At 43.2% G+C, this 16,020-nt stretch carries 8 protein-coding genes, 1 tRNA gene and 3 rRNA genes; 10 read left to right on the top strand and 2 right to left on the bottom strand.

Annotated features, from left to right (window positions below; translation table 11 throughout):
* The first annotated feature begins 99 nt into the window (after positions 1–99).
* The 9 genes from gmk to rrf all read left to right on the top strand — a co-directional run bounded on the left by gmk (position 100) and on the right by rrf (position 11,916).
* Positions 100–726 (top strand): guanylate kinase, encoded by a 627-nt coding sequence (gene gmk, locus HBL79_RS06760; RefSeq protein ID WP_035688997.1) that lies wholly within the window; start codon positions 100–102, stop codon positions 724–726.
* 66 nt (positions 727–792) lie between these two features.
* Positions 793–1,059: a DNA-directed RNA polymerase subunit omega gene (rpoZ, locus tag HBL79_RS06755; RefSeq protein ID WP_035689000.1), complete on the top strand. Its 267-nt coding sequence runs from the start codon at positions 793–795 to the stop codon at positions 1,057–1,059.
* Between the two features lie 72 nt (positions 1,060–1,131).
* Entirely contained in the window at positions 1,132–3,255 is a 2,124-nt protein-coding gene (spoT, locus tag HBL79_RS06750; protein WP_035689008.1) for a bifunctional GTP diphosphokinase/guanosine-3',5'-bis pyrophosphate 3'-pyrophosphohydrolase, read from the top strand.
* Between the two features lie 12 nt (positions 3,256–3,267).
* Positions 3,268–5,349 carry an ATP-dependent DNA helicase RecG gene (gene recG / locus HBL79_RS06745; RefSeq protein WP_035689011.1) on the top strand — a complete coding sequence of 694 codons (2,082 nt, stop codon included), beginning with the start codon at positions 3,268–3,270 and terminating at the stop codon, positions 5,347–5,349.
* A 75-nt stretch (positions 5,350–5,424) separates the two neighbouring features.
* Entirely contained in the window at positions 5,425–6,213 is a 789-nt protein-coding gene (gene murI, locus HBL79_RS06740) for a glutamate racemase (RefSeq protein ID WP_035689014.1), read from the top strand.
* A gap of 384 nt (positions 6,214–6,597) precedes the next feature.
* Positions 6,598–8,133 (top strand): 16S ribosomal RNA (locus HBL79_RS06735).
* Between the two features lie 161 nt (positions 8,134–8,294).
* A tRNA-Glu gene (locus HBL79_RS06730) sits at positions 8,295–8,370 on the top strand.
* A gap of 211 nt (positions 8,371–8,581) precedes the next feature.
* A 23S ribosomal RNA gene (locus tag HBL79_RS06725) occupies positions 8,582–11,703 on the top strand.
* A 98-nt stretch (positions 11,704–11,801) separates the two neighbouring features.
* Positions 11,802–11,916 (top strand): 5S ribosomal RNA (gene rrf, locus HBL79_RS06720).
* Together the 16S, 23S and 5S rRNA genes with 1 tRNA gene alongside form the textbook arrangement of a ribosomal RNA operon.
* A 92-nt stretch (positions 11,917–12,008) precedes the next feature.
* Here the strand turns inward: rrf and fbpC are convergent.
* Both fbpC and HBL79_RS06710 read right to left on the bottom strand, forming a co-directional pair.
* Complete coding sequence (gene fbpC, locus HBL79_RS06715; RefSeq protein WP_017805618.1) at positions 12,009–13,058, bottom strand: ferric ABC transporter ATP-binding protein; 1,050 nt, start codon at positions 13,056–13,058, stop codon at positions 12,009–12,011.
* Between the two features lie 9 nt (positions 13,059–13,067).
* Positions 13,068–15,131, bottom strand: a complete 2,064-nt coding sequence (locus HBL79_RS06710; protein ID WP_046097454.1) for an ABC transporter permease — start codon at positions 15,129–15,131, stop codon at positions 13,068–13,070.
* 242 nt (positions 15,132–15,373) lie between these two features.
* Between HBL79_RS06710 and udk the strand changes: the two genes are divergently transcribed.
* On the top strand, positions 15,374–16,012 hold the full coding sequence (gene udk, locus HBL79_RS06705; RefSeq protein ID WP_017805620.1) for a uridine kinase: 639 nt from the start codon (positions 15,374–15,376) through the stop codon (positions 16,010–16,012).
* Positions 16,013–16,020 lie beyond the last annotated feature (8 nt).

Here is a 16,020-nt window from a genome sequence, read left to right as displayed (position 1 = left end):
CTAAAAAACTGCCTCAAAAAACACCGCACTTTATTAATGATTTTTTGCGGATTTGTCGGCATAATTGTCCTTATTAAGTTGAAAGAAGAAGGATAACGTATGAGCCAAGGTAATCTCTATATCATTTCGGCCCCGAGTGGAGCAGGCAAATCTTCGCTGATTGCGGCGTTGTTAGAAAAAAATACAGGGCGAGAAATGAAAGTGTCGGTATCACATACCACACGTTCGCCACGTCCTGGGGAGGTGGACGGCGTGCATTATCATTTCGTTAGCGTGGACGAATTTGAGCGTTTGATCGAGCAGGAAGCTTTTTTAGAATATGCCAAAGTGTTTGGCGGTAATTATTACGGCACATCGTTACCGACCATTGAAAAAAGCCTCGCACAAGGCATTGACGTGTTTTTGGATATTGATTGGCAAGGGGCTCAGCAAATTCGTCGTAAAGTGCCGACGGTGAAAAGCATTTTTATTTTGCCGCCCTCTGTCGAGGAATTGGAACGCCGTTTAGTGGGGCGTGGGCAAGATAGTGCGGAGGTGATCGCCGATAGAATGGCAAAAGCCACCAGTGAAATGTCCCATTATGATGAATATGATTATGTGATTATCAATGATGACTTTGAGCAAGCGATCGCCGATCTGCAACATATTTTGCGTGCCGAATGCCTAACCACGCGTTATCAGCAATCGCAAAATCTCGCTTTAATTCATCAATTACTGGCAAAATAATTGACATTTTAGTATCATTAATCCCCTTATATTCAAGAATAATGTTTAATTAACTGGAGTAAATTTATGGCTCGTGTAACAGTGCAAGATGCGGTAGAGCAAATTGGTAACCGTTTTGATTTAATTTTAACCGCGGCTCGCCGTGCAAGAGAGTTGCAATTACATTTGCGTGAACCTTTAGTCCCAGAAGATAATGACAAGCCAACGGTTATCGCATTGCGTGAAATCGAAAAAGGCTTAATCAACAACGAGATTATGAACGCACACGAACGTCAAGATATGCTAGAGCAAGAAATGCAGCAGCATCACGCCGTGTCGTTATTATCCTCTTAATGTCAAAGTGCGGTCATTTTTTGTTTCATTTTTATCAGTAGCCATAAAAGTTGAAGAAAAGTTAGGTGTCCCTTGTACTTATTTGAACGTTTAGAACGCATAATCCAAGGCTATTTACCGCCTGAGCAAATTGAATTAGTCAGACGTGCTTTTGTCATCGCAAGAGATGCTCACGAAGGGCAATCTCGCTCAAGCGGGGAACCTTACATCACGCACCCCGTTGCCGTTGCGTCCATTATTGCGGAAATGCGATTGGATCACGAAGCGGTAATGGCTGCCTTGTTGCACGATGTGATTGAGGATACCCCTTACACCGAAGAGCAATTAAAACAGGAATTTGGTGCAAGTGTGGCGGAGATCGTAGAGGGCGTTTCTAAACTAGATAAGCTAAAATTCCGCACCCGCCAAGAGGCACAGGTAGAAAACTTCCGCAAAATGATCCTCGCGATGACGAAAGACATTCGCGTTGTGCTAATCAAATTGGCTGACCGCACCCATAATATGCGAACCCTCGGGGCGTTGCGTCCCGATAAACGCCGCCGTATCGCGAAAGAAACCCTTGAAATTTATGCCCCATTAGCCCATCGTTTAGGGATCGAACATATCAAAAATGAATTGGAAGATCTTGGCTTTGAAGCAATGCACCCACAGCGTTATGCGGTGTTGCAAAAAGTGATCCAAATCGCACGCGGAAATCGAAAAGATATGATTGAACGCATTGCGGCGGAGATCAAAGGGCGTTTAAATGACATTGGCATTGAAGCCCGTGTGTTTGGACGAGAAAAGCATCTCTATGCCATTTATCAGAAAATGCGGTTGAAAGATCAGCAATTCCATTCGATTATGGATATTTACGCATTCCGCACGGTGGTGAAAGAGGTGGATACGTGCTATCGCGTACTTGGGCAAATGCACAGTTTATATAAACCGCGTCCAGGGCGAGTGAAAGATTATATCGCCGTACCGAAAGCCAATGGTTATCAGTCGTTGCATACCTCTATGATTGGGCCTCACGGCGTGCCAGTGGAAGTGCAAATCCGCACGGAAGAAATGGATCAAATGGCAGAAATGGGGGTTGCGGCACATTGGGCATATAAGCAAGGCGGCAAAAATGACAGCACCACCGCACAAATTCGTGCTCAGCGTTGGCTACAAAGTTTGATTGAGCTTCAACAAAGTGCGGGCAATTCCTTTGAATTTATTGAAAGTGTCAAATCAGAATTTTTTCCGAAAGAAATTTATGTGTTCACGCCAAAAGGACGCATTGTTGGACTTCCTGTAGGAGCAACGCCTGTGGATTTTGCTTATGCGGTGCATTCTGATATTGGCAGTGCTTGCGTTGCCGCGAACGTGGATCGTAAGCCTTATCCGCTTTCTCAGCCGTTGCAGTCAGGACAAACAATTGAAATTATCACCGCACCGACAGCACAGCCTGATGTTGGCTGGTTGAATTTTGTGGTAACCGCGAAAGCACGCACAAATATTCGCCACGCGTTGAAAAGCTTGCGTTCAGATACAGCGATTTTGTTGGGTAAACGCCAGCTTATTAACGCATTATTACCGCATAATTTAGCGGACATTGCCCCGCAACGCATTACCGATTTATTGAATGAGCTAAAACTCAATACCTTTGAAGATTTGCTCGCGGAAATCGGGCTTGGCAATCAAATGAGTGCGGTGGTGGCATATCGCTTATTGGGTGAAAGCATTGAAATTGACACTGATGGCGATCGCAGTAATAACAAAGCCTTGTTTGCCATTAATGCGAACGAGGGGCTGCTCACCACCTTTGCACAATGTTGCCACCCGATCCCGGGTGACCCCATTGTGGCTTATGCCAGCCCAGGAAAAGGCTTAGTGGTGCATCACGAATCTTGTTCAAATTTACGTAATCGCAAAGACAGCCCAGAACATTACACGCCAGTAACTTGGGAGCAAAGTGATAATAAAGTGGAATTTGAAACGGAATTGCGGATCGAAATGATCAACCAGCAAGGAACGTTGCCAAATCTCACTGCTAATATTTCCGCAATGGATAGCAATATTCATAGCATTTGGACGGAAGAGCAAGACGGGCGTTTGTATCAAATTGTGGTTTTGCTTACGGCAAAAGACACCCACCATTTAGGGCGAATTATGCGTAAAATTAAAACCATTCCCGGTTTTGTTAGTATTGAGCGTAACATTAACCGATAGTGGCAACCGATAATGGCTATGGACGTTTTAGGTGCAGTTCCCCTCACGACATTATCGGGCGTGGGAGCAGCGATTTCAGCAAAACTCAGCCGTATTGGCATTAATAATCTGCAAGATCTGCTTTTCCATTTACCAAGCCGTTATGAAGATCGCACAAGAATTACACCCATTATCGATCTTCGCCCCGAACAATATGCCACCATTAGTGCTGTTGTGCAGCTCTGCGAAGTGCAATTTGGTCGCCGTCCGATTTTAACGGTCGTGGTGTCTGATGGCACATCGAAGCTGACCCTACGTTTTTTCAATTTCAATGCCGCAATGCGAAACAGCTTTCAAGTGGGAACGAAAGTGAAAGCCTTTGGCGAAATCAAACGAGGTCGCTTTATGGCAGAAATTCATCACCCCGAATATCAAATTTTGCGTGATGATACCCCCTTGATAATGGCGGAAACCCTCACCCCGATTTATCCCACAACGGAGGGGCTGAAACAAAATTCCTTGCGAAAGCTCACCGATCAAGCCTTGGCACTGTTAGATAAAGTGCAGCTGCCCGAAATTTTGCCTGATGAATTTAATCCTTATCCATACAGTTTGAAAGAGGCGATCCGTTTTCTACACCGTCCACCGCCAGATGTGTCGTTGGAAATGTTGGAAAAAGGGCAACACCCCGCACAAGTGCGGTTAATTTTTGAAGAGTTATTGGCACATAATTTGGCAATGCAAAAAGTGCGGTCAAATATTCAGCAGTTTTTTGCGCTGCCCTTACAATATCAAACGGATCTCAAATCACGCTTTTTACAGCGTTTACCCTTCAGCCCCACCAATGCACAACGCCGAGTGGTGCAGGATATTGAGCGGGATTTGCAAAAGCCTTATCCAATGATGCGATTAGTGCAGGGCGATGTGGGATCGGGGAAAACCTTGGTCGCGGCATTAGCTGCACTGCTAGCAATTGACAATCAAAAGCAAGTGGCACTTATGGCACCAACAGAAATTTTGGCGGAACAGCATTTTGCCAATTTCCAAAATTGGTTTGAGCCTTTAGGCATCAAAGTGGGGTGGCTGGCAGGAAAAGTCAAAGGCAAGGCACGCCAAGCGGTACTTGAACAAATGAAAGCGGGTGAAGTGCAAATGATTGTCGGCACGCACGCTCTATTTCAGCAAGATGTGGAATTTCACGATTTAGCATTGGTGATCATTGATGAACAACATCGCTTTGGCGTTCATCAGCGGCTAATGCTGCGGGAAAAAGGCGAAAAATCAGGCAATTACCCTCATCAATTAATTATGACCGCCACCCCGATTCCGCGTACCCTAGCAATGACGGTGTATGCGGATTTAGATACATCAATTATTGATGAATTACCACCAGGCAGAACGCCGATTACCACCGTTGCGGTGTCCGAAGAACGCCGCGGAGAAATTGTAAACCGTGTGTATCACGCCTGTATGAATGAAAAACGCCAAGCCTATTGGGTGTGTACTTTAATTGACGAAAGCGAGGTCTTGGAGGCACAAGCGGCAGAGGCGATATGGGAAGATCTCAGCAAAGCACTTCCAAACTTACGCATTGGATTAGTACACGGGCGTATGAAAGCGACAGAAAAACAAGCAATTATGGCGAGTTTCAAAGCCGCCGAGTTAGATGTGTTGGTGGCAACCACGGTAATTGAAGTAGGAGTGGACGTGCCGAATGCCAGCTTGATGATTATTGAAAATGCAGAACGCTTAGGCTTGTCGCAATTACACCAGTTGCGTGGGCGAGTGGGGCGTGGCAGCACCGCCTCTTTCTGCGTGTTAATGTATAAACCGCCACTGGGTAAGGTGTCGAAAAAACGTCTGCAAGTACTGCGTGAAAGCCAAGACGGCTTTTATATTTCAGAAAAAGATCTAGAAATTCGTGGGCCGGGGGAAGTGTTAGGCACAAAACAAACCGGTGTGGCCGAATTTAAAGTGGCGAATTTAATGCGTGATCGAAAAATGATCCCAACTGTACAGCATTATGCTAGAGAAATGATCGTGAAATATCCCCAACTTTCTGAAGCTTTAATTCAGCGTTGGCTTGATGAGAAAACCGTTTATTCCAATGCGTAACGCGAGCCTTTTGCTTGAGATATAGCGAGCGAAGGTATAAGATCGCCGCAACATCAATTTGATTTTCAATAATTAATGACAAATTCACCAACCATTCTTTTTTTTGACTCGGGCATCGGCGGTTTAAGTGTCTATCGCGAAGTGAAAACGCTGCTACCAAATTGCCACTATCTTTATTGCCTCGATAACGCATTTTTTCCTTATTCTGAAAAAGAAGAGCAAGCTATTATTGAACGCTGTGTCGCGATCTGTAAAAAAATTGAACAGGATTACCCGCTGGATCTCATCGTTATCGCTTGCAACACCGCAAGCACGGTCGTGTTGCCCGCATTGCGTGAGGCTTTTACCTGCCCGATTGTGGGAACAGTTCCTGCTATTAAACCCGCCGCACAAAAAACCGAAAGCGGTGTCATCGGGTTGCTTGCCACGAAAGGCACGGTGAAACGCCCTTATGTGGACAAGTTAATTCAAGATTATGCGAGTGAATGCCGAGTAAGTAAACTGGGCAGTACCGAATTAGTCAAAATGGCAGAGGAAAAATTGCAAGGTAAGCCCGTTGATCCCATTCGGCTTCTATTAGAGATTAAAGATTGGCGAGAAGATCTCGCATTAGATACGGTTATTTTGGGCTGTACCCATTTTCCTTTCCTGAGATCAGAGCTAATGGCAAGTTTGCCCCAAGTGAAATATTTTCTTGATCCGAGTAAAGCGATAGCAAAGCGAGTGAAAGATCTTTTGGGCGAAGTAACAGGGCAAAGTACAGAACCAAACAAGGTTTATTGCACGCAAGAACAACATTTGCTACTTAATGTGTTTGAACAATTTGAGTTTAGCGAATTAAAAATCTTATCAATGGAAAAATAAAGAAACAAAGTGCGGTACAAAAAGCACCCCAAATTTAGACCGCACTTTACATTTCTTCAGCAAAAATTGGATGATAAACCCTCATGGCGTTGAGAGAATAATCAAACAACAAAAAAATGAAAAATTTTTGCAAAAAGGGGTTGCAAAGATTTTAAAGAAGCCTATAATACGCCGCACACAACGACGCGACGTTGTAGAAGTTGAAAGATACACCTCGCGTCGTTGTTTTTTGCTCTTTAACAATCAATCAGACAATCTGTGTGGGCACTTGTTGATTCTGGAAAAAATTTAAAAGATTTAGAACAATTAGTGCTTAACTGAAATTCATAGTGATTTTATAAATGAAATCACAGAGCTTTGTTAGTGTACGAATTGAGAAGGATTAAACTGAAGAGTTTGATCATGGCTCAGATTGAACGCTGGCGGCAGGCTTAACACATGCAAGTCGAACGGTAACGGGTTGAAAGCTTGCTTTCAATGCTGACGAGTGGCGGACGGGTGAGTAATGCTTGGGAATCTGGCTTATGGAGGGGGATAACCATTGGAAACGATGGCTAATACCGCGTATTATCGGGAGATGAAAGGGGGCGAAAGCACCTGCCATAAGATGAGCCCAAGTGGGATTAGGTAGTTGGTGAGGTAAAGGCTCACCAAGCCTGCGATCTCTAGCTGGTCTGAGAGGATGGCCAGCCACACTGGGACTGAGACACGGCCCAGACTCCTACGGGAGGCAGCAGTGGGGAATATTGCGCAATGGGGGGAACCCTGACGCAGCCATGCCGCGTGAATGAAGAAGGCCTTCGGGTTGTAAAGTTCTTTCGGTGGTGAGGAAGGTTGTGATGTGAATAGCATCATGATTTGACGTTAGCCACAGAAGAAGCACCGGCTAACTCCGTGCCAGCAGCCGCGGTAATACGGAGGGTGCGAGCGTTAATCGGAATAACTGGGCGTAAAGGGCACGCAGGCGGTAAATTAAGTGAGATGTGAAATCCCCGAGCTTAACTTGGGAATTGCATTTCAGACTGGTTTACTAGAGTACTTTAGGGAGGGGTAGAATTCCACGTGTAGCGGTGAAATGCGTAGAGATGTGGAGGAATACCGAAGGCGAAGGCAGCCCCTTGGGAAGCTACTGACGCTCATGTGCGAAAGCGTGGGGAGCAAACAGGATTAGATACCCTGGTAGTCCACGCTGTAAACGCTGTCGATTTGGGGATTGGGCTTTAAGCTTGGTGCCCGTAGCTAACGTGATAAATCGACCGCCTGGGGAGTACGGCCGCAAGGTTAAAACTCAAATGAATTGACGGGGGCCCGCACAAGCGGTGGAGCATGTGGTTTAATTCGATGCAACGCGAAGAACCTTACCTACTCTTGACATCCTAAGAAGAACTCAGAGATGAGTTTGTGCCTTCGGGAACTTAGAGACAGGTGCTGCATGGCTGTCGTCAGCTCGTGTTGTGAAATGTTGGGTTAAGTCCCGCAACGAGCGCAACCCTTATCCTTTGTTGCCAGCACTTCGGGTGGGAACTCAAAGGAGACTGCCAGTGATAAACTGGAGGAAGGTGGGGATGACGTCAAGTCATCATGGCCCTTACGAGTAGGGCTACACACGTGCTACAATGGTGCATACAGAGGGAAGCGAGCCTGCGAGGGGGAGCGAATCTCAGAAAGTGCATCTAAGTCCGGATTGGAGTCTGCAACTCGACTCCATGAAGTCGGAATCGCTAGTAATCGCGAATCAGAATGTCGCGGTGAATACGTTCCCGGGCCTTGTACACACCGCCCGTCACACCATGGGAGTGGGTTGTACCAGAAGTAGATAGCTTAACCTTCGGGAGGGCGTTTACCACGGTATGATTCATGACTGGGGTGAAGTCGTAACAAGGTAACCGTAGGGGAACCTGCGGTTGGATCACCTCCTTACCTAATAGAATAGATGAGTGCTCACACAGATTGTCGTGATGGTTGTTAGACAATAAGAAGCAAAGAAAGGAATGGTGATGGTGTTGAAGAAACTAGCGATATGAAAAAATGGCTTAAAATCATACCGCACTTTAATAAAGCAGAGAGACGCTTTCTATGTTGTCCCCTTCGTCTAGAGGCCTAGGACATCGCCCTTTCACGGCGGTAACAGGGGTTCGAATCCCCTAGGGGACGCCATAGAAAGCGAATTTTTCGCGATTTGCTCTTTAACAATGTAAAAACAAGCTGAAAACTGAAGAGACTTTCAAGCTAATGAGGGAGTGGTGATAGTGATAGAGCCATTTTCTTATTAAATTGAAGAAGTCTGAGTAAAAGACTTACTTGAACAAAAGCAAGTAAGCGTTCTCAACGAGAGAACAACTTCGGGGAAAAATCCTTGAGGTTGTATAGTTAAGTGAGAAAGCGTACAGGGCGGATGCCTTGGCAATCAGAGGCGAAGAAGGACGTGCTAATCTGCGAAAAGCGTGGGTGAGTTGATAAGAAGCGTTTAACCCACGATGTCCGAATGGGGAAACCCGATAGGCGAAGAGCCTATCATTGCGAGGTGAATAAAATAGCCTCGTAAGGCGAACCGGGAGAACTGAAACATCTAAGTACCCCGAGGAAAAGAAATCAACCGAGATTCTGTGAGTAGCGGCGAGCGAAAGCGGAGGAGCCAGTAAGTAATAGCAGCAGAGATAGAGGAATTGTCTGGGAAGGCAAGCGACACAGGGTGATAGCCCCGTACTTAAAATCCAGGCTGTGGTACTAAGCTTACGAGAAGTAGGGCGGGACACGAGGAATCCTGTCTGAAGATGGGGGGACCATCCTCCAAGGCTAAATACTCCTGATTGACCGATAGTGAACCAGTACTGTGAAGGAAAGGCGAAAAGAACCCCGGTGAGGGGAGTGAAATAGAACCTGAAACCCTGTACGTACAAGCAGTGGGAGCCCCATCACTCAAACACATTGAGTGTTGGAAGAGGCAAAAAGCACCAAAAATAACACCGCACTTTAAAGTGTAGGGTACGACGAGCGAAGCGAGTCAAACCCAAAAATAGCAGTGTGATTGAGTGATGGGGTGACTGCGTACCTTTTGTATAATGGGTCAGCGACTTATATTTTGTAGCGAGGTTAACTGAATAAGGGAGCCGAAGGGAAACCGAGTCTTAACTGGGCGAAGAGTTGCAAGGTATAGACCCGAAACCCGGTGATCTAGCCATGGGCAGGTTGAAGGTTGGGTAACACTAACTGGAGGACCGAACCGACTAATGTTGAAAAATTAGCGGATGACCTGTGGCTGGGGGTGAAAGGCCAATCAAACCGGGAGATAGCTGGTTCTCCCCGAAATCTATTTAGGTAGAGCCTTGTGTGAATACCTTTGGGGGTAGAGCACTGTTTCGGCTAGGGGCCCATCCCGGGTTACCAAACCGATGCAAACTCCGAATACCAAAGAGTAATGCACAGGAGACACACGGCGGGTGCTAACGTCCGTCGTGGAGAGGGAAACAACCCAGACCGCCAGCTAAGGTCCCAAAATCTATATTAAGTGGGAAACGAAGTGGGAAGGCTTAGACAGCTAGGATGTTGGCTTAGAAGCAGCCACCATTTAAAGAAAGCGTAATAGCTCACTAGTCGAGTCGGCCTGCGCGGAAGATGTAACGGGGCTAAAATATAGTACCGAAGCTGCGGCATCAGGCGTATCACTAATACGCCTTAACGATTAACCACTTGCGAAGCAAGTGGGTAAAGCGAAAAACACGTTGAGTGTAATGGCAAAGAATCGAAGAGGGATATTAGTGATACGTCTGTTGGGTAGGGGAGCGTTGTGTAAGCGGAAGAAGGTGATTTGAGAAGATTGCTGGACGTATCACAAGTGCGAATGCTGACATAAGTAACGATAAAACGGGTGAAAAACCCGTTCGCCGGAAGACCAAGGGTTCCTGTCCAACGTTAATCGGGGCAGGGTGAGTCGGCCCCTAAGGCGAGGCTGAAAAGCGTAGTCGATGGGAAACGGGTTAATATTCCCGTACTTGGTAAAGCTGCGATGTGGGGACGGAGAAGGTTAGGTTATCGACCTGTTGGATATGGTCGTTTAAGTTGGTAGGTGGGTGAGTTAGGTAAATCCGGCTCACCGTTAACACTGAGAGATGATGACGAGGCACTAAGGTGCTGAAGTAACTGATACCACACTTCCAGGAAAAGCCACTAAGCTTCAGGCTTTACTAAACCGTACTGAAAACCGACACAGGTGGTCAGGTAGAGAATACTCAGGCGCTTGAGAGAACTCGGGTGAAGGAACTAGGCAAAATAGCACCGTAACTTCGGGAGAAGGTGCGCCGGCGTAGATTGTAGTGACTTGCTCACGAAGGTTGAACCGGTCGAAGATACCAGCTGGCTGCAACTGTTTATTAAAAACACAGCACTCTGCAAACACGAAAGTGGACGTATAGGGTGTGATGCCTGCCCGGTGCTGGAAGGTTAATTGATGGTGTAATCGAAAGAGAAGCTCCTGATCGAAGCCCCAGTAAACGGCGGCCGTAACTATAACGGTCCTAAGGTAGCGAAATTCCTTGTCGGGTAAGTTCCGACCTGCACGAATGGCATAATGATGGCCAGGCTGTCTCCACCCGAGACTCAGTGAAATTGAAATCGCCGTGAAGATGCGGTGTACCCGCGGCTAGACGGAAAGACCCCGTGAACCTTTACTATAGCTTGACACTGAACCTTGAATTTTGATGTGTAGGATAGGTGGGAGACTATGAAGCGGTAACGCCAGTTATCGTGGAGTCGTTGTTGAAATACCACCCTTTAACGTTTGATGTTCTAACGAAGTGCCTGAAACGGGTACTCGGACAGTGTCTGGTGGGTAGTTTGACTGGGGCGGTCTCCTCCCAAAGTGTAACGGAGGAGCACGAAGGTTTGCTAATGACGGTCGGACATCGTCAGGTTAGTGCAATGGTATAAGCAAGCTTAACTGCGAGACAGACAAGTCGAGCAGGTGCGAAAGCAGGTCATAGTGATCCGGTGGTTCTGAATGGAAGGGCCATCGCTCAACGGATAAAAGGTACTCCGGGGATAACAGGCTGATACCGCCCAAGAGTTCATATCGACGGCGGTGTTTGGCACCTCGATGTCGGCTCATCACATCCTGGGGCTGAAGTAGGTCCCAAGGGTATGGCTGTTCGCCATTTAAAGTGGTACGCGAGCTGGGTTTAGAACGTCGTGAGACAGTTCGGTCCCTATCTGCCGTGGGCGTTGGAGAATTGAGAGGGGCTGCTCCTAGTACGAGAGGACCGGAGTGGACGCATCACTGGTGTACCAGTTGTCTCGCCAGAGGCATTGCTGGGTAGCTAAATGCGGAAGAGATAAGTGCTGAAAGCATCTAAGCACGAAACTTGCCTTGAGATGAGTTCTCCCAGTCTATAAGACTGTAAGGGTTGTTGGAGACTACGACGTAGATAGGCTGGGTGTGTAAGCGGTGTGAGCCGTTGAGCTAACCAGTACTAATTGCCCGAGAGGCTTAACTATACAACGCTCAAGGGTTTTGGCTTGTTTTTGTTAAAGAAGTGAAGAACGAATAGAAAAGAGAAAGAAATTAAAAGAAATTAAAGGATATAAAGAATTATCTTGGCGGCGAAAGTGCAGTGGACCCACCTAATCCATGCCGAACTTAGAAGTGAAACGCTGTAACGCCGATGGTAGTGTGGGAATTTCCCATGTGAGAGTAGGACACCGCCAGGTTTTGAATAAGAAAGGACCACCTAGTCTTCTAGGTGGTCCTTGTTTTTAGGGCGGAAATGGCGAGCTATTTCTATGTATATTTTGATGGTAGCTTACTCTTTTTTTAGCAAAAAAATTCCGTGTTCAGCAAAATTCACGTAGGCTTCGGTTGTTTGTATATTAAAATGATTTGAGGGGATGTGAATGAAAAGTGTTTTTCCTTGCCATTTAACAATAATCTCCCAGTGGCTTCCCATATAAATGGCCCGTTGAATTTTGCAATATTGTGTGTCATAGCCTCGTTTTGAAAGGTATATTGCTTCTGGGCGTATTCCTACGAGGCAGTTTCCATTAGTTAAACCATATTTTTCCGCATTTACGAAAGAAAAAGTGTATTTACCTATACTGATTCTATTCCCCTCTAATATTCCATCAAAAATATTATTCTCACTCATAAAGTTGGCAGTAAATGTTGAGTTAGGAAATTGATATAATTTTTGAGCAGAGCCTTGTTGTACTATCTTGCCTTTGTCCATTACGATAATTTCATCAGATACGGCAAATGCTTCATTCTGATCATGGGTAACGTATAGAGCGGTGATGTTAAAATGTTGTTGTATCTCGCGAATTTTTTCACGCATACTATGACGTAAATTTGCATCAAGATTGCTAAGTGGTTCATCAAATAATAATATTTGGGGTTTTAATATTAATGCTCTTGCAAGGGCTATGCGTTGCTGTTGTCCTCCTGAAACTTGATCTATATAACGATTTTCAAAGCCTGAAAGATCGACTAGTTCTAATGCCTCTTGGATACGTTTTTTACGTTCTGCCGCTGATATTGCCTGAATATGTAAACCATAACCAACATTTTCACCGATAGACATATGGGGAAAAAGGGCATAAGATTGAAATACGATCCCAATATTTCGCTTCTGAATAGGAAGTTTAGTAATGTCTTGAGAACCAATAAAAATTTGCCCAGAGGAGGGGCTGTCAAGACCGGCTATGATACGTAACAGCGTGGTTTTCCCACAGCCAGAAGGACCTAGTAAGGTTACCATTTTACCTTGTTTAATGGAAAGACTAAAATCCTGTAGTATAGTAGCTTGGTCAAAGCTTTTAGTTATATTTTTTAATAGTAAAAAATTTTCATTGTTCATTATGCAACCTTATGAGTTCATTATTTTAGCTTTGAAATAAGATGTATATGTGTTTCTCATAGCCCATTCAAATAATAAAATAATTAGAATCATTACTAAAATAAGCATTGCACCATAAGATGTTGCTATGCCGTATTCACCATCTTCTACACGGTTTAATATATAAGATGTAGCAACACGGGTATCCGTAGTAACTAAGAATATGATAGCACTAACTGTAGTCATTGATCTGACAAAACTGCTCGTTAGTGCGGCGAATAAAGTTGGTTTAATAAGTGGGAATATGATGTGTTTAATCGTATGCAATGAATTAGCCGTTAGTGACATAGAGGCTTCTTCAAGTGATTTATCTATCTGTTTTAGACTTGCTATTGCTGTACGCATTCCTATAGGTATATTGCGTATTATCATCGAAGTTATAATAATAGTACTGCTTCCAATAAGATAAATTGGAGCATCGTTAAAGGCAATGATATAGGATAATCCAATTACTGTTCCAGGTATGGAAAAGCAAAGTAAGACCAATAGTTCAAGAGATTTTTTCCCTTTGAAATCACATCTAGTGGTGATATAAGCGATGAGGAAACCTAATATTGTACTTAGTGGTGCAGCAATAATGGAAAAAAATATAGTATTAATTAGTGAGGGCCAAGCACCATTTTGGAATCCCTGTCCAAATAATATTAAGTAATTATTGAGCGTAAATGTATAATCTATTCCCCAACTTTTTGTGAAGCTGCCATAAAATATACTGCCATATAATAAAGCATTAAATAAACTCCATCCTAAAAAAGTCGATATTACTAATATCTTAATGCAGAATGGGAGATCTTGTATATTCCAGTAAGATGATTTTCCGGAAATACTAGTGTAAGAACGGTTGCGAATCCATAAATATTGAGTAATAAAGATAATTAGTGAGAATAGGAGTAGAAAACTTCCTAGTATACTCGCAGATGTATAGTCGAGTTGTGAACCAGTAATGTATAAATAGATCTGTGATGAAATAACATCGAAATTACCTCCCAGTATGAGAGGAGTGCTAAAATCAGCTAAAGATTGGATAGTTATTACAAGGAATGCGTTGGCAAATGCTGGTTTTAGTAAAGGGAAAAGGATATGTAATAACACTTGATAGGGGCTAGCACCTAAGCTATAAGCCGCTTCTTCAATAGATGGATGGATAGTTCTTAACGCTCCTTCTAAAATCATAAATGCTAATGGAGTGAATGCTAATGTATGTGCAATTGTGATACCAGTGAAACCATATAACCAATTATTATTAAAGCCAAGATATTCAATGAACAGTTCTGTTATATAGCCTGTTCTTCCTAGCATCAATATTATTCCTAATCCTATAACAAAGGGGGGAGTTATTATTGGTAGAATTGAAAATATTTTACTAATAATGAGATTATGTTTAGCAATTCGAGTGGTATAGAGTGCTAATATCAGTCCAAATAAAGTGGATAGTATTCCTACTGATATTGATACGCTAAGAGAGTTAATTATAAGACGGAGAATGTAAGATTTGTTCAGATATGTGACAAATTGGAGCGAGGTGAATTCATTCGAGTCATAATGTATTGAAATTAAAAGCATTATCGCTGGATAAATGATAAAGCATGTAACAATTAAAATAATACAAATTAAAGATAAAATAATAAATTTATCTCCTTGTAGTATTCTCATTTTTACAAGCCCATTTGTCGCAATAGCAATCAAACTTAGGATCATCACAAAAGTGGCATATCCTAGATTAAATTCTGTTAATTTTGCTGAAATGATAATAAATAAAAAAAGCACCAGTGAGATATAAAATTCTGTAAGTCCTTGGTGATATAGCGTTCGTTTTTTATAAACGTATAAATATAAGGGAAAAAGCAATAATCCACCAAACCAAATCCAGCTGATATTCACGCTATGCCACCCCATTGACTTATAAATTTCTTCAAATGAAGAGTCAAGCAGTCCATATTGTAAGGCCATAGATGGTAAGAAAATAAAACCAATTAGGGCAAATAGGGCCCAAAATAGGCTATTATCTAGAAATTTAGGCAATTTATTTATCATTTGTTTGGCAGAGTACTTTTTAAATTTGGTAAGCTGTTATAGCAAAAAAAATATTGATAATAAAGATAAAATTTTGATTTATCTATGAAAAAATAAATTTTAGGTGAATTTCTATTGTATGTATCCTATAAAGTTGAGTAACTTCTTATTTTATTTCTTAGAATGAGATTAAATTATTATCAAAAATGAAAAATTTTATTTATAATTTTAGTATTATTATATGTGTCTAGTTGAGCTATTTTATGTCAGAATCTTGTATCATTATTGTTATTGCGGGAGCTTCAGCTTCTGGAAAAAGCCTTATTGCTTCTACAATTCACGAAGAGCTTCGTAACGAGCTAAGCTGTGAAGATATCGGTATTATCTCGGAAGATAGTTATTATAAAGATCAAACTCATTTAGATTTTCAAGAGCGTATTAAAACTAATTATGATCATCCTAATTCAATGGATCGTGATTTGTTGTTACAGCATTTGCGGGCGTTGAAAGAAGGTAAATCAGTAGATATTCCGGTATATAGTTATGTGGAACATACGAGGACAAAGCAAGTAACACCATTTAATCCTAAAAAGGTTATTATTTTAGAAGGGATATTATTACTTACTGATGAACGGATCCGTAAAGAGGCAAGTATTTCGGTATTTGTAGATACCCCTTTAGATATTTGTTTTATTCGTCGTTTAAAACGGGATATGGAAGAAAGAGGACGCTCGTTGCAATCGGTTATAGATCAGTACAGAGAAACTGTTCGTCCAATGTTTTTGCAGTTTATTGAACCCTCTAAGCAATATGCTGATATTGTTGTACCGAGAGGGGGAAAAAATCGTATTGCAATTAATATATTAAAGGCACAGATTATGCAACTTTTGGAAAAAAAGTAAGGATAGAA

The organism is Avibacterium paragallinarum (assembly GCF_011765605.1).
In the GTDB taxonomy this organism is placed as follows: Bacteria; Pseudomonadota; Gammaproteobacteria; order Enterobacterales; family Pasteurellaceae; genus Avibacterium; species Avibacterium paragallinarum.
This window is presented reverse-complemented; position numbering and strand designations above follow the sequence as displayed.